Below are 19,540 nucleotides of genomic sequence, written 5' to 3' on the forward strand. Positions count from 1 at the left end.
CGCGGCGTGAACCGGACTCCGCACAGGGTTGTACCGGGCGCATGAAAAGCGCGTGGAAGAACGGGCCAGTAGATTTACTGAGCGTGCCGGGCGGCAATGGGATGGTCGCCGACCAAGCGCAGGAGGACCATGGGGGTCAAGGTAGCCGCGCCGGGTTGCGCGGCGGCAGAGGACCGTCATGCCAAGCAGGGCTGCGTACGGCGCCAGCTGTGCGATCGCACTGGGTGCATCCCTCGGGGTGGCGCCGCCAGTCCGCGCCGACCCCTGCGTGGTGGTTTCCGCCCGCGTCGCCCTTTCCTCCGGCACCTGCGAGATCCCAGCCGGCACCGAGCTGCGCGCCACCAATACGAATGCAGCAGTGTCGGCAACGAACCCCGGCACGCAGATCGATCTGCGCCCGGGCGCGACTATCATCACTTCCACGTCCTCCACCCGCCATGCGATCGACATGATCAACGGCGGCCAGGTGCTGATGGGTCCGCAGACCCTTATCCAGCTCAATGCGAGCGGGTTGGGGGTGCTGGGCATCAGCGTCAGCAACAGCCGGTTCGCCGATTTACTGGGCAGCGGCATCCGCCTGGAAATTAACAATGCCACCACCGGCAACAACGTGTCCGGTTATGGCGTGCGGGCCGTGCAGAACAGCGACATCACACTGGGACTCACGCTCACCTCCAATTTCTCCCGCAGCGCTTACGGGGTCCGTGCCGACAGTCTGAGCCGCGTGGTGCTGGTCGACGGCAGCAGCATCGCACTCACCGGCCCGGACAGCGCCCCGGGCGGTGCCGCACTGATGGCGGTGGATGCAGGCAGCGTGATAGACGCGCGCAACGGAACGCGCATTGCCAACAGCGGCCACGATGTCACGGGCCTGTATCTGTCCAACGGCGGACGGGTGTACGCCGATGCAACCACGCAGCTCACGCTGGGTAACCCGGCCACGGTGAACGCCGGCTCCGCCGGCATCGTCGCCGACAACACCCTCGTGCCCGCGGGCACCGTGGATGGCACATCGATCACCTTCACCGGGATTGCCGGCACCGGCATAACCGCCACCCGCGGCGCGGACATCACCGCCAGCGGCCTGACGGTACAGGGGGCCGGCATGGGGGTGGTGGCGGACACGCAGTCGCGTGTGGCGATCAGCAACGCTGCTTTCACCATCAGCGACTCGCATGGCGGCATTGTCAGGACCATCGAGCCCAGTGGCGCGACGTTTGGCACGACATTCCTGCGCCAAGGCGCGGGGCTGTTCGCGCTGGGCGGCGAACTGGTGGCTGACCAGGTCAGCGTCCAGGTTCCGGCCGATGGCGTCTACGGCGTGTTCGCTTCGCACTCCGTTCTCGCCCCCGCGACCATGGGCGACCTGCGCTTCGTCAACGGAACGATCATCACGTCCGGCAATGCCGCCTACGGTGCCGTGTCGGCTGGCAGCCCGTTCGTTGATGGAACCCCGACGGTGACGTTGCAGGGCGCGTCGGTGACGACCCTCAATGCCATGGCGCACGGCCTGGCGGTTATTTCCGGCGGCAGCATCACTGCCGTTGACAGCGTGATCCGTACGCGGGGCGCGGACGCTGCAGGGCTCTATTCCAGCACGACCAGCGCCACCCGTTCCAACGTTGCCTCGTTGTCCGGCGGCCGTCTGGTGAGTGCGCAGGCGCCCGCGATCCAGGTGGCCGGCTCGCGATTGGATCTGACGCTGGCAGAGGGCGTGGAGGTGGGAAGTGGCAGCGGCACCCTCTTCAGCGTGGCCGCTGTCGGCGCGCGCAGCGGCAGTCTCGGGCTGACCGCCACCGGCGCATCGCTGGACGGGGCTGCGCTGACCGAGCCCGGGAGCTATTCGGAGATGCAGTTGCAGGCCGGGACACGCTGGGCAATGACCGGTTCCTCGGTTGTATCCCGGCTGGCCAACCGGACAGCTGACATCGTGTTTGGCATGCCCGTTGGTTCTGCCGCCAGCCTTGCGAGCTATAAGACCCTCACGGTGACCGAGTATGTGGGCGAGGGTGGGGCGGTCACGCTCAACACCTGGTTGGCGGGCGACGGTTCACCGTCGGATCGCCTGGTGATCGCGGGCGGCACCGCCAGCGGCCAGACCGGGTTGCGCGTGCTTCGCAGCGGCGGCGAGGGTGCACTGACCGGCGGCGACGGCATTCTGCTGGTCGATACCCAGAATGGTGCAGGCACCAGCGTGGATGCGTTCGCGCTGCTGCAGCGTGTGGTGGAAGGGCCATACGAATACCAGCTTGTTCGAGGAAGCCGTGATGCGTCGCGCCCGCAGGCATGGTTCCTTACCTCCCAGCGCTTGCCTACCGAGCCGCCGCCCGAGCCGCCGCCCACTCCTCCCGTTCCGCCGACGCCTCCGGTGCCACCGGACCCGCCCGTGCCACCCGAGCCGCCGTTGCCGCCACCTCCGCCGGCGCCTCCACCGGTCGTCCCGGAGGCGCCCTCGCAGGAAATCGAGCCCTTGTATCGCCCTGAAGTGGGAACGTACCTGGCGAACCAGCGGCAGGCCGCCGCCATGTTCGTACACAGCCTCCACGACCGCCTGGGTGAAAACGGATGGCCTGATCGCGGTGATGACGAGAGTGAAACGACCCATGCCTCGGCATGGCTGCGCATAGTGGGCAGCGATGGCCGCAGCCGCAGCCGCGACGGCGCCTTCGATATCGATACGGACGCCACGCTGGTGCAGGTGGGCACTGACGCAGGACGCTGGCAGACCGGCAGCGGGCAGGGCACGTTCCACCTCGGCGCGATGCTGGGTCATGGCACTGCAGACAACGACGCGACCGCCGCCGGCAATCCCGCGCGCTCACGCGGCAAGACCGAGGGATGGAGCCTGGGGGCCTACGGCACCTGGTATGCGAATGGACCCGGGGAAACCGGGCCGTACCTCGATGGTTGGGTGACCCATGGTCGTTATCGCAACACCGTGCAGGGCGACGGCCTGCCCGAGGTCCGTTACGATGCGCGCACCTGGACGCTGTCTGCCGAAGCGGGATATGCGCTGCAGGTGGGGCAGGGCAGCGACTGGTTCCTTGAGCCCCAACTCCAGTTGGTGCGCCTTGATTACGATGAAGACGACACCGTCGAGGTCAATGGCACCCGCGTCTCCGGCACCGATGGCGCCGGATGGGTCTCCCGGCTTGGCGTTCGCACGCACCGCACGTGGTTGTCCGGCGAGCACCGGTTCCAGCCCTACCTGACCTTGAACTGGTGGCACGACCGCGTTCCGGACCGGCTGGCGTTCAATGGCGTGCAGCTGGGCGACCTGTACCCGGGCGACCGCTACGAGCTGAAGCTCGGCGTGAACGCATGGTTGGGGCCCGCCTGGAGCACATGGGCAAACGTGGGCTACCAGCAGGGCGTCCAGCACTACGCCGAGACCATTCTGCGGATTGGCGCACGGTATCGATGGTGAGCTAAGTAAGAGTACGCACGATCTCCCCGCGGCTTTACTGATGCGCCCGACCGGGCCCGCCGCCAGACTTTGACCAGGTGATCGAAGTGGGGCAGGCCCGATGTCCAGACTGACTTCCAACCGTTCCTCCGCTGGCCTGGTGCAGGTGCGTGGCCCGCGCCCGACCGCGCTGTGCGGCATCTCCGATGTGTCTTCCGGCAGGTACAGCCGCCTGCCAGCGGCCCGGCTGGTGCGCTTCGGCGCGGAGGTGCGGGATCCGGAGCAGGCAGCCCAGGCAGGCGACGTATGGGGCGACGCGTCGCGGCAGGCCGGGCAGGCCACTGTCGCCAGTGCCACGCTGGATGCGTCGTATCGTGGACAGGATTTCCATGTAACCGCGTGGCAGCCGCAGGGCAAGCCGGCCTTCGTGTTCGTGGTCGCGTTGAGGGACCAGCGCTGGATCCAGCCGGATGTGGCCGAAGCGGCCGACTTCGACGAGGTGCTGCGCAATGCGGTGGCGTTTGTCGAACGTGTCCTGGATGCCCAGCTGGATCCTGGGAAGCCCGGCACGCCGGGGCCAGGCTGAGCGGATTCGATACACTCAGGGCGACGTCATGGCGCGGAGTCACCCATGCTGGCAGATGCACCTGGTGCGGTAGCGCGGGAGCTCCTGGCGCAGGACGGCGCCCGTGTGCTGGCGGCGTTGGCTGCCCCCGGCGACCGGAACGAAGGCATCCATGCGGCACGCAAGGCCATTCGACGCATGCGGGCGGTGCTGGCGCTGCTGGATGAGGATGAATTCGAGCTCGAGCGGGAGGATCGCTCGCTCCGACGGCTCGGCAAAGGCCTTTCAGCGCTTCGGGATGCGCATGTGGTGGTCGAGGCGGCCAAACGGCTTCAGGCCTTGCACCCCGGTCCCGCGTGGGCAGCGGTAGTGGGCACGCTTGAGGAGAGGCGCGCGGGCATTCTGCAGCACGCTGCGGCCGTCGACCCGCAATTTGCACGCAGGCGAAGGACGATCGAGCGCGTTCTGCAGCGGCTTGATGCCCAGCCGTGGGACCGTCTGCGACGGCGGCACGTTCGGGCCGCGCTCGCACGCAGCGAGCGACGGGTGAAGCGGGCCGCCTCCCGCGCGGCTTCGGACGGTGACGCCGAAGCCATCCACCGTTGGCGAAGACGTGTGCGACGACTGCGCATGCAACTCGATGCCGGGCAGGCGCTCGGTGCGTTGGGCGGAGATGCCAAGGGCCATGTTGCCAGCAACAGGAAGGCGAAGGCACTGCACAGGACCAGTGACGGGCTGGGCTGGCTTCAGGACCTGCAGATGCTGCGGAACCTGGTCCGGAGGATGCCGGCGGAAGAGGGAAAGGCCGACGTGCTGCTGCAGATCGAGCGGCAACGCGACGAGGTCAGCCCCTGACCTGCAGTTCCCGCCCATTTGCGTGACGCATCACGCGAGCCGGGATGGACCGCCCCAATGACAGGCCGCGTAATTTTACTGGCCTGGGCTAGGTATTTAAACGCTGGTTGCCCTGTCTGAACCTCCTCAGGCTAGACACTCGCAAGTTGCGACTGGATTGGAAACGCTTGCCGATTCGGCGCTCGCTGAGGGCGTCCAGTTGCGATGGGAACACTGACCTTTCGGAGCATTTTCATGCTGAGCGAAGAGGCTGCGATCCATTGGGTCGAATGGTCGGCTCTGGCGATAGAATTGCTGGCAATCGCGTTGATCGTCGTGACCATCGTGGTGTCGACAGCGGTTTACGTGATCGCCTTGGCCGTGCAGCACAAGGACCGCGTGGAAAGCTACGAACAGTTCCGTCGCAGGCTCGGACGGGCACTGTTGCTGGGTCTGGAAATATTGGTGGCGGCGGACATCATCCGTACGGTTGCGCTGGACAGCACCCTCCGCGCCATTCTTTCCCTGGGCCTGCTTGTCATCATCCGGACCTTCCTCAGCTGGTCGGTGGTCCTGGAAGTCGAGGGGTTCTGGCCATGGAAACGCCCCTTGGATCGCACACCTGCGGGAGAGGAGAAGTAGTCATGGCGTGGGGCGAGCATGGGGATTGCTGGGAGCGTTTGGCTGCAATGCGCGTTCCCTATGAACACAGCTTGCTTCTTACATAATATACATTATGCGAAATCAAGTGATTGAGTTCCTCACGCGCTTGCGCCACTGGCAACAGCTGGGTCTCTGGTTCGGTTCTTGCTCCCCTAATCGCTCCCCCACCAAGGACGAGCTACCAGCAAGAGTGACCTGGACCCACACGATCGCATCAACTCGACCGGCCCTTGGGCCGGTTTTGCGTTTCAGGGCGGACACATGTTCACCCTGTGGGAAAGCATTGGAACTCGCGACATGGTCGGGCGGTCGCTTTAGGCCGACCTTCTGTCCATGCCGAACTGCAACCCGCTGCCAGATAGTCGGAACGGCACCCCCGAAACACCGGCCAGAAGCCCTTCAGGCCCATCTTCCCCTTTGGAGGTTGGCTTGAGTAGCATGGTTCGTAGAGCAGTGCTTGCCTTCTTGCCCAATGGAACGCCCCTGAATCGTTTGGTGTTGATCAAAGCTGGATTCTTCGCTCCGCTGCCCTGCGATCCTCTCGCTCCGCATGACTTAGCCACTGTTTGGCATTCTCGCGAAGCGTACCGGCAGTTCGTGGCCACCTGTGCTGAAGCTGATCGGCAGCCTGGCTGGACTTCTCGGCAAGCGCACGCTCCTGCTCGCCACCGCCATTAATAGGGCTGGAGTGCACTCCGCGCTTATTAAAAATCTCAATGACGAAGCTCGATTCAAGCTCGGAGTTAGCCAGTTCTTCTATGGCATCGCGGACAGACTTAGTTGGCCAAACACCATCGTCCGGATCGGTTGGCGCATAAGCCAGTAGCTTCCCTATTTCAGCGGATGCAACCTCATAGCGCCCCGCCTTCTTGCCCAAATCAATGGCTGTGCCAATCCAGCCCAGCATCCGCGCGTAATCAATGTTTCCTCGATCATTCGTCCAAGGGAGCTTTTGCCACGACTCCAAGAGTTTGTAGGCGATGTCGGCCTTTGCGCGCACTTGCGCTCGCTCTTCACCATCATCGCATGTCGCTTCCGCATTCCTGTGCCCGGCCTGCTCGCCTGCCTGCTCACTCTTTACATCGTCGCTTGAGCGATATAGGTCGCTGAGCACCTGCACAAAGAATTCCGGATTCTCACCCATGTAGTCATGCAGTGCGAAAACTTCCGGCTCGCCATACGAGTGGAGAACAGGGAACCAGCGATATTCCAGCCCCATTAGGGTGTCGCGATCTACATCCTCCCGAACGCGAAGTGCCTTGAAAATCTCCCGTAGCCAGTAGCCATCGACCCGGCGCAGGTAATCCGTATTCTCGACAACCTTGTTGAAGCCAAGATTAAGCACCTGCAGAAGGGTGTGACTATCCGTCTTTTCCAGCCGGGTCCCAAGGAATTCATAAAGTTCCGGGCTACGCCCATGTTCAAGCATCTTCGCAATCGCCGCGGTGATTAAGTCTTCGTCATCGCTTCGAACAAATGTATCTCTCGTTTCCCAATAAGCCCTCTGCACCTCGCTCGATCGTTTCGACACAAAATCGAGAAGCTCACGCGTGTCGTTCCATAGGCGAAGTAGTTCAGCTATCTGCGCAGCGGACGCCTCCTTCTCAGTCAAGCGAACAGTCTCTGCGGCCCACTCGAATCCAAAGTGCGCTGCCCCGCACCCTAAAACTGATGCGGCCAGCCAAGCGATTTTCTCGTCGCCATTTAAGGCCGTAACGATGAAATTGCGCGCAAACTCGGGGGATGTCGCCCTGACAATCGACTGGGACAAGAATCCAGGAGACTTCACTCTCTCTGCGAAACTCAGAATCGATTCCACGCCACCCTCGCCAATCTTTGCGACGGCGGCGTCGCGCTCTCGACCGGTTCGCTCGCTGCGCTGCTCGTAGGTTTCATCTGGATCCGAACGCTCAATCAAGGAATGGTCAAAGAGCGGTCGATAAAGGCCCATTGGATCATCTGGACGGAAATGTTCAGCGCATTTCTCGACCTTCTGAACCATCGACTCAGGCATTGCCCAGCTTGAGGTTGCGAACGCGCGATGTTTGGCGGCAAGACCTTCCAGAACCTCCCACAAAGGACTCGCCTGTCCAGTGGATACGAAGGCGTCTTTGGAGCCTTCAATCCGTTTCAGCAGCATGTCTAATTGGGCTTCGTTCTGGCTCGCAACTGCGGCATTCACCAGTTGCATCCATCTGCTTACTTCATGCCCAGCAAGAGGCAGCGCGACCTGGAAAATGAAGGTATGATCGCGAACCAATGAGGCATACGTTGGTACTGGCCGGGACGACGCCCCAAATTCCCGCCACTCAGGTGCCTCCGTGCCAAACGAAATGGCGTGGTGCTCAGGCAATAGCTTCGCCAGCAACACCCAAGCGATCCCAGGGAACTCGCGGCAGACCTGCTCCAAGGCATGATGCCGCCCGTCCTCCTGCGCATTCGTATGCGGTTTCCATGGAAGGAAGATTTGGCGCAACGAATTGATCGGTCGGTTGCTGAGCTTACCGCCCGGATCCAGCTCTGCCATGCGCGCCAGGATCTTCGTCACACGGCCCAGGAAAATTGGATCCCAAGCCAACACCTCTAGCCCGCGCAAGGTCCCGAGGTAGTAAGCACGGCCAAACATGGGGTCATCGCTGCCCTCGAAAATCGGGGACAGCAATGCGCCATCATCCGCGAGTAATGCTTCGAGGGCTGAAAGGAAAGGGTCAGGTGCTGCCTCAGCCAAGTCAGGCAGGAGCGAGTCCAGACTTGCCAAGGCTTGATAGTTCGAGGCGATGCCCGGGATATCGCGCAGAACACCGTCCACAAAATGCTGAGCGGAAAAGCCATTCCCAATGTAGGAGAGGTTTTGCTCATTGATCGCAATCAGCCGCAGGATTTCCGCAATCCCTCGCCGCAGCGCGTCCGAATATTTCTTCTCTTTTCCGTAGATACCCGCATAGACACGCTGCTCTGGCAATAGATCAAACGCCGGATCACGCTCAGCCAGCACTTCAATCGCGGCATTTCGAAATCGTTCCAGCATCGGTTTTGTGATCCCCCGATGCTCAATGCTTAACTGCCAGATATCCGCTGGCGCGCTCAGGGAGGTCAGATCTCCTGCGCGCAGGATTGGTGCATCATCAAGAAGCAACACATCGACAACGGCCTCTTCGACTTGTTCGTAAGGGATGCCGGCGACAGCAGCGACCACTTTCGTATCCATGGGCTCGTTGTGTCGCCATGCGCCACAAAGGATGGGGGCGGCCAGTTTGCGCAAATCGGCAGCACTCGCCCATCCGGGACGTCGGGATCGAGCCAGATCACGAATGCGACTGAGTACGGTGATACTGCTGTGGCATTCGCCGGCGGTAGTCCTTGCGTCGACGTCTCGCATTCCCATTTCTTGCAACGCCTCGACAAAATCTTGCCTTCGGGCGCGTGGCAGCTCAATCAGTGGGCTGTTCGCTCCAGAGCCTGAATGGGAGTTTCCATACGCCGCGATAAGTGTGTGTCCTCGCGTCGCCAGTCGATTGGCGATTTCGGTCGCTCGCCCCAAGGTGATGATCAGCAGCTTCTGATTGGTATCCGTGAGATAGGCATCGGCTTCTGGCTTGGCGATGACAACCGCCTTAGCGAGCAAGATGCTGCGTCTTGGATCCTCGCTAGGCAATGAAAGGATCGCTGCCGCCACGAATGCTGCTGCTTCGTTTGGCGAATCTGCCTTGACGCGAATGACACCTCCGGCCAGTGCGGCCTGGACCAACGCGTCGGCTTTCTCTCTCCGGTTGAGCAACAGAAGCGTCTCACTCATGACAGGGGTAATCCCCTGGCTATAGTTATCCCAATATGCCTCTATTCCGTTCATGTCTTCCGACATGATCTGCATCTTTCGGGCGAGCCACGCGCTTACGGAGGGGCTACGATCTAACCAATTCTCTAAGTCGTCCGCGTCGATAATCTTGACGTCTTTCCAAACGCCAAGGCCGCGATAGTGGCTCTCGAACTGGTCTCGATTCTGAGCCTTCACCCCATGCCAACGGCGAAGGGATAGCGCGACATAGGTAATGTCGGAGCGCTTATGATCCAGGTAGGCATCCCGTGCTTCGCATTTGCTCCGCTTCTCGATATCGTCCTTTGCCTTCTGGTGGGGCTGCTTCTCGGTCGAGAGTTCCCACAGGGATACCCCAGATGGCACGTAAGGAGGGCTTCCCGTTGCCTGCAGCAACCCATCGGCGCCGGGCCGGAATGTGGATTCGCCAGAGGGGAAGCGGAGGTCCCCTACCCCGCCGGCACTTGCCTGGATGAGGCGGCGAACGAGCTCTGGAAGGAGACCCTTTGCTGGTTCTTTGGCCGCAAAGTCTTCAAGTTGCTGCGCGCTAATTTTCACTTGATTGCTCGCATTAATTGTCTTGGTCTAGACATTCCCAGTAGAACAGCGGGCTCAAGTCCTCGAGACCCATTCGCGTGACTTCGCCTCAGCTCCTGCGTGAAACTTGATGATACCCCTGGCGATTTCCTTAATCAGCATCCTGACGCTGAGAGTGCAGTCGCCTGGGCCGCAAGGCAAGGTCGTTGGGCTACATCGGTCCCCGCCCTACCATTTCTTTAGAGGCGGAGGGGTACCAGACGGCATGTGGCGCACTCGTTTAGTGGCGCGCTTATCGGCGACGACCCGCTGCCGAAGTAGATGTGTCACGCCTTGAGATCTCGGCCCAGACGTGGCAGCTCCTGGCCAGGGTGTCTACCGAACCGTAGACGTACCGTATGGTGCGATTTCCTCCTGATACGGTTCGAACGTATAGCGGTTGGATCTTGCGAACAACTTGATCGATAGCTCACTCTGCAGCTCGCGGGACATGGGCGAAGTCGTCTTGCGCCTGCCTTGAATCACTGGCAACTCAGCCCTTCCTTTTAGGCGGCGGTGGTGGCTTGACGGGTTTGGTCGTCTGGGTGGTCGGTGTTCGCGTCACGCCTCCCTTCACTTGGCTGCGGGAGGGGCTTTCCTTGATGTCCTTCTTCATGATTTGGGTCCCCCATATATTCTTTGGGTACAGCTTCGATAACGAACGTGCCGTTGGGCTTGCAGAGGTAAACGAAGGGGACATTGTAGAACTCGTCGGAAGTGGAATACTCAAAAACGGTGACTTCAGCGAGGACTAGTTCCTGCATGCCGTCCACTTCTGCAAAAGACTGGACCCGCCCCTGATAGGTCAAGTTTCTGGCTATGTCTCTCACATACACCCAATCAATGTCCGGGGAGTTAAGAAAATATGAGTAGAGATTCTCGTCTCCGAACTTGTCAGTTATCCCAAATCTTTGTGCAAGCCTGATTAGGTACTTGTGATTGACGGCCCAGGCGGTCGCACCTGCCACCGCGATCGCGAAGACGGTGGCCCAAACCATCTCCGGGTAGTGCACCGTTTTTGCACTGGAAGATAGCACCGCCCAAGTGGTCAAAAATCCTTCCGACAAAATCAGGTACGGCAGGTGGCGCTCGCAATGATGGAGAGTCAAGCTCACGACCTGAAGTGCCAGGTAGGAGGACATTCCGAATACGAAGGTATAAATGCCGTATTTCAGAAATGTCCACTGCCCCGTGTGAACGATAATCTTGTCACAGATGAGGGTCGCGATGAGGCCTGGGAACGATATGACCCCGATGATCAGGACAAGCTCATTCATTAGTGCAGCCCCGCCATAATCGTCCCTCGCATCCCTCCCAGCCGCAATTCTAGGCCGGGTTGGTTCGTCCAACAAGTGGGCGGGTACCGTTTCTGCCCAGCCGGCTGTGGTGAGCGCGTCAAATGCAGGACATGCCACATAGCATCTGATAAACCGGCTAACATCAAACCGAGTACGCGAAGCCTTGTCCGAGTCCCATTTGCTCCGCCGCCGAGCCCTGCTTGGGATCTTCCATGGCTGCCCACAGCACGCCAGCCGACGCGTACAGATCAGATGCCTTGTTATGCCAGTATGTGGAAATGCCTTTACGTTGCTCGAAGATATCCGTGAATGTGTCCATCACTGCTAGGTCCTGAGTTGAGCCGAGCCGAAAAGCGGCTTCGGCTTGAATGACTTTAGGGTGCACTTATCGCGGCTATAAATTTCTCCGCGAGCTGTACATGAATTAGCGCAAGAGAGCTGCTCACTATTGCAATATAACTATTGAAGCGCGGAACACTCCGGAAGCTGCTGCTCAACACTCCGCCGTGCACGCTCCAGTTCCTCATTAAGTAGATCAGTGTTGGTACGTCCAAACGTGTGTAATCACCCGTTGCGATAGCCTGTTGGATCAACCTCCCCGTAGCCATGCTTCGGTATTGAGCTGGCGTGTACTTCTCGTGGAGGACCTGCAGGACGGCTAAGGCCGTTCCGCTAGGATGACCTGGTACATACGAGAGAGTTGGACTCTTGAGCAGGTTCTGCAAGTTGGTCGCCGCGTTGTCTAGCTGGGTTGCGGGGCTTAGCGCCGTGCCCACTAGTGCTTTAAACCGGTCAAGTTCAGATCTTGGCGCAGCAATGCCTAGAACGTCGAAAGTAGAGTTGCGCGAGAAAATAGCGTTCATTCCAGACCAAGCGAGCCCAAATCTCACCATCTCTGACACGCTAGGCGTTTTCCTCGCCTTGCGCATGAGACGGCTGCTGTAGTCAATGTCTAGGGCAGCTGCTCTCCGCGTCCAGTCCGACGCAATTCCAAATGCAATAAGGAGCTCCGATTCTTCTGCTGTCGGCTCATTTTGGTTGGCTAATTTGGACGTCAGTTGTTTGGCGCATTCGCCGTACTTCTTTCCTGCAAGTTGGAGCTGTTGATTTGCTGTCATATAGTTTCCCTTCGCTCTAACTACCTAATAAACGAACCCGTGGGTCAGGTTATACAACGAAACCACAATGCACTGAATGGTGGGCTTGCCCCTTGATACAGCTCGATCTTGGGGCGGCTGACTGTGCGTAACAAGCTAGGGCCTAGAGATAACGCCGGAGACCTCCTCGCGCCTTAAGCCGGCGGCAACTGGATGTCCGCTTTGGATCGGGAGCTGCCATGCCCTACCCCCGATAGACATCCCTTATCGAGGGCTTGCGACTCAATCCGGCCTCAAAGCTGCCTCCAGCAAGTTGACGTAAGTATCCAGTCGGGTCCGAACAGCCATCAACACCCAACCAACCGCATACATCAAGACCATTGCAAAGATCAGCAACCCACCCACCAGATTCACATCGAACGCCCCCGCCCAGTCGCCCCACTCCCAGTTTCGAAACTGAAGGTAGAGGGCAATCAGAACCGGGAACGGCCCCAGCTTCTGCAGGCCTCCGTACATGAGGCCCATCCGTTCTGTCATGCCCTGGCGAAGGGCGGTCACGAAGCGCAGTCGCTCCTCTCGCTGGTTGCGGGGGAACTCCCGCAGCGACTCGATCAAGGTACGCCAGTAGTCGAAGTCGCCGTCCATCTCCTCAGCATGAGACAGTCGAGGTTTGGCGTACTGCCGCCACTCTCGCTTGGCAGTGAGTAGTCCGCCGACGAGAAATCCTCCAATTTCGATGAGCAGGCAAATCGACGTGATTACGGCAGCCTGTACCGGAGCAAGGGCTGAGGGAGACGCGGCCGCAGCCAGCAACCCGACGCCGGCTGCCAACAAGCCTAGACGGAACGACCACTTCTCAACCCGGGAGGGCTTGGAGTAGATGCTTTGATTGGCCCACATCTGAACCTGCTGATAGAGCCAGGAATACGTCAGCTCGCTTGTTTGGGCAGGTATTCCCTCATCAACGCCACCCCGCACCTGCATATCCATTGCAGTCACCCCGATTCTCTTTGGAGCCACCCCGCCTTATGCTGACGGCTGAGCCTTTGGCCGATCATAACGTGCCGGGGCTCTATGATGGCACCCGGGGCGACATTGCCGCGGCCCCGCCAGCCACCTGACTTACCCGGCGGGCCCAGTGTCCAACTACCGCCAGTCTTCTCAAATCTGACCATCGCTTTGGATAGCGACTCCAGCGACGGGTTTGTCTCCAGGACAAACGGCTTAGTCCGATACCTAGGTACATTAGGGTTCCGGCTCAGCGCCGGTGAGTCAGCCCGTCCCAACGTAAATTGCGCCATACGGACCGTTAACGGAATGAAATACACCATTCGCATCTGCCCTTAGGAACAGAAGATACTTCCTTCCTGGATGACAGGCGCCAGGACTTGACTCAACCATTGGTTCATTGCAGCGAAACAGAAGCTCTGGGGGTGGAACCCCCTTCAGAACGTCGGAAACCATGACAACTGCGGTTGGCGAATGGGGTGAGCACTCGCCGACCTGGCGAGCTCCACATTCCAGCAATTCATGTACAGTGCCAATCACAACAAGATCGGAATCGGCAACCCTCTGAGCTAGCTCTTTCTCCCTTAACTGATTTGCCTTACACACTGCAGCGCAAATCAACAATGCAGCGAGCACGCACAGCCTTGTGCTCAGAGTACATAACATAAAATAGAATTTCCTGTGATTTGGACCGGGGCGCGTTAGTTCACCGGCGACGCCAGTACCACCGCGCTAGTCGAACTCTCGAGAGGTTGCACTAGCAGTTGGTCTTCCAGGACATCGAGATCGACTTGTACTGGTCGGAACTCGTGCGCCAATGCATTTCTTTGTACTGCTCCCGTACCAGGCCCGATTCGCCTGTCGGCCGAATGTGGGTCAGCAGATTCGCGCGCCTGCCGACCAAGCCCGGTTGCAGGGGCACGACTCGCCACGCTTCCCCGCCAACCGAGATGTACTGCACGTATGGCGAGGTTGGGCGGCCCATGTCGTACCAAGTGCTGCACCACATGTAAGTGGCTACGACCGACCACGTCGATGAAGCCGGGTCGTAGTCCATGACGACCGGGATCAGGAACGATCGCCACACAGGAGGCTTGGCAGCGCCATCCACCTGCGCGATCCGCAGTGTCGTCTCCTTTGGCTTCCAGCCCGTTGCACGCATCGCGATATCCCGCGTGATGGTGCCCTTCGCAGTGCGCTTCACCACGATCAGCCGGCCGTCGGACAGCCTCACTTCCTCTTTCCACGACTCACTCATGCGGCTGCAGCCGCCCATCGTCAGCAGTAGCGTGCACAGCAGGATCAGGCGCAAAGTGTGGACCAAGGCGGTGGTCGCCCCTGCAATCTTCATGCTGTAGCCTCCCTACATCGTCAGAGATACGTCATCTGGCCATTGCGGACCGCAGGGTTCACGGCCAGGACTCGGGATTGCGCGACCTAGAACTCCGCTTCCTTGCTTGCAGCAGGCTGCAGCACTTGCTGCCCCAGATCATTGCCGATGCTTAGGAACCCGATTCCACCCGACAGCCCTTGTGCTCTCATAGGCTGCGATTGCACGACCGAAGAATAATCCGCAAAGAAATCAGGCTTGCGCCATTGCGCGGAAATCGATTCGCGGCTGCCGCCCAGATCGTTGTTCCAGGTCACCGCTTTTTCGGCACTGGGCGAGCCGAACTTGCGCTTGAGCAGCTCCATCACGCGCGGCTGCGCCTCGAACCCGGTGGTGTTGAAGCGCAGGGCGATCACTCGCCCGTTGCGCAGCAGAACCAGGCCGCCCGCACCTTCCAGAGAGAAAGCGTCATCCGCGCCCGCGCCGATCGCCATGCCGATGGGCGCCACCCACGCCGGGAACTCATCCGTGGCGAAGACCAGGTAACCGTACTCGCCTGCCGCGAACTCGGTATTGCCTACGGCCATGTTTGTCGTGCCGGGCGCGACGCACAACCCTGTTGCCGGTGGGGTGGCCTTCGGCGGTTCCGGCGGCGGGGTCATCAGCTTGTTGAACGCCCTGGCCCCTATCCCTTTGTTGCTTCTGGGGGCAGCTGGGGCGGGAATGGATAGCTGGCAAAGGGGCAGCGCCAATGGTGCCCCTAATTTGATACCGAATATGTCAGGTTCCGCCGCAGAGACCGGGACGGTAGACGCCATGGACAGTAGAACGACGAGCGAACTGGCTGCTGCAGTGAAACGCATAGGGCAAATCCATCCTGGATCATGGTTGAGGGGGAGTATATCCCCTATGGGAGGCCTGATCCTGGCGACAAGCTCGGGATGGCCTCACCCCCAAGCTTCGAAGGGGAGAGCCCGGCTCTACGCTGCGCCGGGTGGCATCGCGCGCAGGATCGCCTCGACCCGGCGGTCCAACGCTTCGCGTTCGGCATCGGATCCCAACCGTCTACGTGTGGCCTGCTCGAAAGTGCCCTCATAACACCAGCCCTGCAGCAGACAAAGCCTGCTGGCAGGCGGGCTCTCTGGTCCGCACTCAAGGCCCATGCGGCATGCCGCGACCTGCCAGGCGCGCCCCGCGAGCTCGCCGTCGGCTAGAGCCGTGTAGGGCTCGGCAACTTGCATGCCGAAGAACTCACCCATGGCATCACCCAAGGCGAACATCGCCGCAGGATCGTTGGACGCCAGCACCTCTTCCAGCAGGGCAGCCGCTTGCACCTTACTCAGTGGTGGCTGTGGATTGAAGACGGTCTCCGCGACCCGTGCAGGCAGATCGCCGCCTTGTGCCGCCTGCGCATACAGTAGGCGCATGTCTTCCCATTCGATCGGTGCCCCGTCCTCCACGGCAGCGCACTCCTGCAGAGCGTGTTCCAGCAGGTACCCCAACACGGTCGCCTTTTCTTCGGTCTCCGCGCTCCGGATGCTGCGCTGGATCCGCTCCTTGTACTGTCCGACGTTTGGATTGATGTACATGCACCTGTCGTAGGCCTGTGCCAGCAGACGCTGAGAGGCTGGGTCACCCGCGTCAGCGCGCTGCTTCAGGGCCAGGAACCAGGCGCGCTGGGGGCTGGCAGTGATGAAGCCAGGCGTTTGAGGGATGCCGGCGGCAATTGGCGGTGCGGGCTCGTGAGCCGATGTCTCCGCTTGGGCGGTATGGGCGGGGAATGAGGTGGGCTTCCATGTCAGCCACGCAGCCAAGGCCAAGGATGTTGCCGCCAGTGCCAGGAAAGTGCGCTTTGCTGCCATGAACCCAGGTTCGTCCGTCGATCGTCCCTCATCTTAGCGTTTCACACGGAACGCCATTACGGCAGCCGGGGCGTCGCTGCCGGCGCCCCGCTTGTTGGTGCTTATACTTGGCCCATGCCTCCATCCACGCACAACTCCACGCCCGTTATGAAGCTCGACTCGTCGCTGAGAAGGAACAACGTCGCAGAGGCGACTTCGGCGGGCTTGGCCATTCGACCGAGAAGAATCGGGGCGACGATTGATCTACGCATCTCATCAGGGACTCGCTCCATCATCTCGGTATCTGTAGGCCCTGGGGCCACCACGTTGATGCGGATGCCGCGGGGGGCCAGTTCTGCCGCCCATGTCCGTGCATACGAGCGAAGGGCAGCCTTCGTTGCGGCGTAGGTTCCGTAGTTTGCGATGCCGAGTGAGCTTGCTACCGACCCCATCAGCACCACGGCTGCACCTTCTTGAAGCAAGCCAAGGGCCTTCTGAAGGCCAAAGATCTGTGCGAGCACGTTCACCGAGAAGTGTCGATCAAAGTGTTCTTCGGTCACTTCGGCAAGTGATGCCGGCTCACTCAGGCCTGCATTCAGTACGAGGGCGTCGAGACGACTGAACTGGCTGCCAACCTCTCTCATTACCCGATCGATGTCTTCACGGACGCTTGCATCGGCGACGATGCCACGGCCATCTGGACCTATCGCTGCGACGCCCTCCTCCACCTGTTTGCGGTCACGCCCGGTGATGAACACCGTTGCGCCTTCCGCAGCGATCCGAGCAGCCACGGCCAAGCCAATGCCCCTCGCACCGCCAACGACCAGGGCAACTTTTCCTTCCATCTTCTTCATTCGTGAGCACCTGTAAAAACCAAGAGTGCTGCTAAGATATACACTGGATATCAAGTATCAAGAACGCACCATGGCTAGCCTAGATATACCCGGTGATACCTGTTCGGCTGAGAGCTCTGCGAAAGTCCTCTCTGACATGGCGCAGGTTCGACCGATGCTGGAGAAGATCGCGGACAAATGGACGATCATGATTCTTACCGTGATCTGCCCAAAACCGTCCCGCTTCAACGAGATCAAGCGCCGATTGGACGGAATCACGCACAAGTCTCTCGCAGACGCGCTTAAGCGCCTCGAGCGACATGGTCTGGTAACGCGGACCGTACTGCCGACCGCACCAATTGGCGTCGAGTATGCGATCACCCCTCTTGGTCACTCCCTGAAGCAGCCCTTTGAAGCGCTGTGTAGCTGGGCCTTGAAGAACGGCAGTGAGCTTGAAGCCGCATGCACACGATACGACCAAGGCAAGCATTGAACTTGCGTAAGCCTGCGGCTCCCATTGGCGTGTTGGGCCTGAACGCATTCGGGTCGGTAGCAACCTGGCTTAGTGCCCGCTCGCTGCATCAACGAATGCAGAGAGATCTCGGTTGAAGCGTGCGGACTCCTCGAAGAAGGGCGAATGGCCTGACCTTGCGTACAGTTCAACAGCGGTCCTCGGATAAAGCTCCTTCGCCCGCGCTGCGGAGGCGCTTGGCTGAACAAGCGCATCCTGCTCGCCGTAGATGAGCAGTAGCGGCTTATGCATAGAACCAAGACCTTTGGCAGCATCGATCGACATGCCGTGGACGGCGCTCTGCATCTCGCTTGATGCCATGGCCGCAGCGGCGATCGTGCGCTGGAACGTTGCGTCGTCAGGCGCTGTACTGAAACACAGCGCGACGAATTCCTTCTCGCCTTCAAGATGCAGTCGCAGGTCGGATGACGCCATGCCGCTGTAAACGGTGGGTTGAGCGACGAGTTGTTCCGGCTTGAGTTCGATGACCCCGCCTACATACACCGCGCCCGCAATCTGTCCGTCCCCAAACGCAGCCAGATAGTTGGTGATGACAGCAGCCCCGAGGGACCACCCTACCAGCAGAGGCTCGTGTGCTCCGGAGTCCCTGATTACGGCCGCGAGGTCATCCGCCCAGCGACGGCCCTCGCGGTAAGCGTCCGGCTCCGCTGGCTTGTCGGACAGGCCGTGTCCGCGCATATCAAAGGTGATCAAACGATAGCGCTGCAGCTCAGGACTATTAACCTGTTTGTCCCAACTGAGGTGACTACCCAGCAGCCCGTGAACAAAGATGATGGGCTGCCCCTGAGGATTCCCCGCCTCTTGCACAGCGATTTTGACCCCGTCCAGTGACTCAACTGTGTAGGCCCGGCTTGTGCCGTGCGCAAGCAGTGGCGCCAGCAACAGGACGATGCAATAGATCCAGGTGTATCGAATGGATGAGCCTGGGGAAAAGACCATGGATAACGAACCTCATTGAGCGGAACTCAGAGGCTAAACGCTGACACTAGTGTTAGAGTCAAGTAGACGTTTCCAGGATTTCGCGATGTCCAAGCAACCCAGCAATGACCTGATGAAGATTGGTGAGCTAGCCGAAGCTAGCGGCGTCAGCGTGCGTTCGATCCGACACTACGATCAGCATGGAATGTTGGCATCTTCCCGATCAGGAAATGGCTACCGCGCGTTTCAACCGGTGTCGGTCAACCAGGTGAAGCAAATACAGCGCCTTATTGCGGCAGGCTTCAGTTTGGAGGAGATCCGTAGCTTCCCGGAATGCATGCTGTTGATCGAAGGTGCTTTGGCGTGCCCAGAAACCAGCGAGACACAGCGCAAGAGGCTGGCGATTCTAGACAAGCAGATCGAAATGCTAAACAAGCAGAGGTCTCGCTTGCGTGCCATGCTTGTAGCTTCTGCTTAATCATCATGCTCTGCCCCCATCTCGTCAGGTTGGCCCAGTTCTCCCTACTGGTGTCATTGGCTGTTGCCAGGTGGGATGACTAGCATTTGGTTTTCCAGGTCGTTAAGACCGACTTGTACCGGTCCGGTTCCCTGTGCCAACGCATTTCCTTGTCCGCCTCCCGGACGATGCGCGGTTCGCCTGCCGGGCGAATGTCGGTCAACAGATTCGCGCGCCTGCCTGCCCAACCCGGTTGCAAGGGTACGACGCGCCACGCTTCCCCGCCAACCGAGATGTACTGCACGTATGGCGAGGTTGGGCGGCCCATGTCGTACCAAGTGCTGCACCACATGTAAGTGGCTACGACC

General features: G+C 60.2%; 16 protein-coding genes. 6 read left to right on the plus strand and 10 right to left on the minus strand.

The features are described 5' to 3' along the window. The first annotated feature begins 268 nt into the window (after positions 1 to 268). The 4 genes from SOM39_RS14145 to SOM39_RS14160 all read left to right on the plus strand — a co-directional run bounded on the left by SOM39_RS14145 (position 269) and on the right by SOM39_RS14160 (position 5,447). On the plus strand, positions 269 to 3,427 hold the full coding sequence (locus tag SOM39_RS14145) for an autotransporter outer membrane beta-barrel domain-containing protein (protein WP_320458677.1): 3,159 nt from the start codon (positions 269 to 271) through the stop codon (positions 3,425 to 3,427). A 100-nt stretch (positions 3,428 to 3,527) separates the two neighbouring features. Beyond that, on the plus strand, positions 3,528 to 3,992 hold the full coding sequence (locus tag SOM39_RS14150) for a hypothetical protein (RefSeq protein ID WP_320458678.1): 465 nt from the start codon (positions 3,528 to 3,530) through the stop codon (positions 3,990 to 3,992). Positions 3,993 to 4,037: 45 nt separating this feature from the next. Further along, positions 4,038 to 4,826, plus strand: coding sequence for a CHAD domain-containing protein (locus tag SOM39_RS14155; RefSeq protein ID WP_320458679.1), 789 nt, complete (start codon positions 4,038 to 4,040; stop codon positions 4,824 to 4,826). 234 nt (positions 4,827 to 5,060) lie between these two features. Further along, positions 5,061 to 5,447, plus strand: a complete 387-nt coding sequence (locus tag SOM39_RS14160; protein ID WP_320458680.1) for a DUF1622 domain-containing protein — start codon at positions 5,061 to 5,063, stop codon at positions 5,445 to 5,447. Between the two features lie 523 nt (positions 5,448 to 5,970). On the opposite strand, the gene SOM39_RS14165 is transcribed toward SOM39_RS14160, so the two are convergent. The 9 genes from SOM39_RS14165 to SOM39_RS14205 all read right to left on the minus strand — a co-directional run bounded on the left by SOM39_RS14165 (position 5,971) and on the right by SOM39_RS14205 (position 17,286). Continuing rightward, on the minus strand, positions 5,971 to 9,840 hold the full coding sequence (locus SOM39_RS14165) for a hypothetical protein (RefSeq protein ID WP_320458681.1): 3,870 nt from the start codon (positions 9,838 to 9,840) through the stop codon (positions 5,971 to 5,973). A 524-nt stretch (positions 9,841 to 10,364) separates the two neighbouring features. Further along, complete coding sequence (locus SOM39_RS14170) at positions 10,365 to 11,135, minus strand: hypothetical protein (RefSeq protein ID WP_320458682.1); 771 nt, start codon at positions 11,133 to 11,135, stop codon at positions 10,365 to 10,367. A gap of 163 nt (positions 11,136 to 11,298) precedes the next feature. Then, a complete protein-coding gene (locus SOM39_RS14175) occupies positions 11,299 to 11,475 on the minus strand; it encodes a hypothetical protein (protein ID WP_320458683.1) in 177 nt (58 codons plus the stop codon). A gap of 55 nt (positions 11,476 to 11,530) precedes the next feature. Continuing rightward, entirely contained in the window at positions 11,531 to 12,274 is a 744-nt protein-coding gene (locus SOM39_RS14180) for a hypothetical protein (protein WP_320458684.1), read from the minus strand. 261 nt (positions 12,275 to 12,535) lie between these two features. Next, on the minus strand, positions 12,536 to 13,243 hold the full coding sequence (locus SOM39_RS14185; RefSeq protein ID WP_320458685.1) for a hypothetical protein: 708 nt from the start codon (positions 13,241 to 13,243) through the stop codon (positions 12,536 to 12,538). A gap of 775 nt (positions 13,244 to 14,018) precedes the next feature. Then, positions 14,019 to 14,612, minus strand: coding sequence for a hypothetical protein (locus SOM39_RS14190; RefSeq protein WP_320458686.1), 594 nt, complete (start codon positions 14,610 to 14,612; stop codon positions 14,019 to 14,021). An 86-nt stretch (positions 14,613 to 14,698) separates the two neighbouring features. Continuing rightward, complete coding sequence (locus SOM39_RS14195) at positions 14,699 to 15,454, minus strand: hypothetical protein (protein ID WP_320458687.1); 756 nt, start codon at positions 15,452 to 15,454, stop codon at positions 14,699 to 14,701. A 117-nt stretch (positions 15,455 to 15,571) separates the two neighbouring features. After that, on the minus strand, positions 15,572 to 16,453 hold the full coding sequence (locus SOM39_RS14200; RefSeq protein WP_320458688.1) for a hypothetical protein: 882 nt from the start codon (positions 16,451 to 16,453) through the stop codon (positions 15,572 to 15,574). Positions 16,454 to 16,554: 101 nt separating this feature from the next. Next, complete coding sequence (locus SOM39_RS14205) at positions 16,555 to 17,286, minus strand: SDR family NAD(P)-dependent oxidoreductase (protein ID WP_320458689.1); 732 nt, start codon at positions 17,284 to 17,286, stop codon at positions 16,555 to 16,557. Positions 17,287 to 17,440: 154 nt separating this feature from the next. Here SOM39_RS14205 and SOM39_RS14210 point away from each other — a divergent pair, with 154 nt between their 5' ends. Further along, a complete protein-coding gene (locus SOM39_RS14210) occupies positions 17,441 to 17,758 on the plus strand; it encodes a winged helix-turn-helix transcriptional regulator (protein WP_245357269.1) in 318 nt (105 codons plus the stop codon). A gap of 69 nt (positions 17,759 to 17,827) precedes the next feature. Here SOM39_RS14210 and SOM39_RS14215 read toward each other — a convergent pair whose 3' ends face one another. Beyond that, positions 17,828 to 18,736, minus strand: coding sequence for an alpha/beta hydrolase (locus SOM39_RS14215; protein WP_320458690.1), 909 nt, complete (start codon positions 18,734 to 18,736; stop codon positions 17,828 to 17,830). An 85-nt stretch (positions 18,737 to 18,821) separates the two neighbouring features. Between SOM39_RS14215 and SOM39_RS14220 the strand changes: the two genes are divergently transcribed. Beyond that, the gene (locus tag SOM39_RS14220) at positions 18,822 to 19,193 is read left to right on the plus strand and encodes a MerR family transcriptional regulator (protein WP_320458691.1); all 372 of its coding nucleotides are present in this window, start codon (positions 18,822 to 18,824) and stop codon (positions 19,191 to 19,193) included. Positions 19,194 to 19,540: the final 347 nt, after the last annotated feature.

Origin of the sequence: Stenotrophomonas sp. CFBP8994 (assembly GCF_034044835.1) — a bacterium.
GTDB classification, from domain to species: domain Bacteria; phylum Pseudomonadota; class Gammaproteobacteria; order Xanthomonadales; family Xanthomonadaceae; genus Stenotrophomonas; species Stenotrophomonas rhizophila_A.

What these genes read in the sequence shown, in the direction of transcription:
- SOM39_RS14215 (WP_320458690.1), bottom strand. Translation starts at nt 18,736, where the DNA reads ATGGTCTTTTCCCCAGGCTCATCCATTCGATACACCTGGATCTATTGC.
- SOM39_RS14170 (WP_320458682.1), bottom strand. Translation starts at nt 11,135, where the DNA reads ATGAATGAGCTTGTCCTGATCATCGGGGTCATATCGTTCCCAGGCCTC.
- SOM39_RS14155 (WP_320458679.1), top strand. Translation starts at nt 4,038, where the DNA reads ATGCTGGCAGATGCACCTGGTGCGGTAGCGCGGGAGCTCCTGGCGCAG.
- SOM39_RS14210 (WP_245357269.1), top strand. Translation starts at nt 17,441, where the DNA reads ATGCTGGAGAAGATCGCGGACAAATGGACGATCATGATTCTTACCGTG.
- SOM39_RS14200 (WP_320458688.1), bottom strand. Translation starts at nt 16,453, where the DNA reads ATGGCAGCAAAGCGCACTTTCCTGGCACTGGCGGCAACATCCTTGGCC.
- SOM39_RS14160 (WP_320458680.1), top strand. Translation starts at nt 5,061, where the DNA reads ATGCTGAGCGAAGAGGCTGCGATCCATTGGGTCGAATGGTCGGCTCTG.
- SOM39_RS14205 (WP_320458689.1), bottom strand. Translation starts at nt 17,286, where the DNA reads ATGAAGAAGATGGAAGGAAAAGTTGCCCTGGTCGTTGGCGGTGCGAGG.
- SOM39_RS14180 (WP_320458684.1), bottom strand. Translation starts at nt 12,274, where the DNA reads ATGACAGCAAATCAACAGCTCCAACTTGCAGGAAAGAAGTACGGCGAA.
- SOM39_RS14175 (WP_320458683.1), bottom strand. Translation starts at nt 11,475, where the DNA reads ATGGACACATTCACGGATATCTTCGAGCAACGTAAAGGCATTTCCACA.
- SOM39_RS14185 (WP_320458685.1), bottom strand. Translation starts at nt 13,243, where the DNA reads ATGGATATGCAGGTGCGGGGTGGCGTTGATGAGGGAATACCTGCCCAA.
- SOM39_RS14195 (WP_320458687.1), bottom strand. Translation starts at nt 15,454, where the DNA reads ATGCGTTTCACTGCAGCAGCCAGTTCGCTCGTCGTTCTACTGTCCATG.
- SOM39_RS14220 (WP_320458691.1), top strand. Translation starts at nt 18,822, where the DNA reads ATGTCCAAGCAACCCAGCAATGACCTGATGAAGATTGGTGAGCTAGCC.
- SOM39_RS14150 (WP_320458678.1), top strand. Translation starts at nt 3,528, where the DNA reads ATGTCCAGACTGACTTCCAACCGTTCCTCCGCTGGCCTGGTGCAGGTG.
- SOM39_RS14190 (WP_320458686.1), bottom strand. Translation starts at nt 14,612, where the DNA reads ATGAAGATTGCAGGGGCGACCACCGCCTTGGTCCACACTTTGCGCCTG.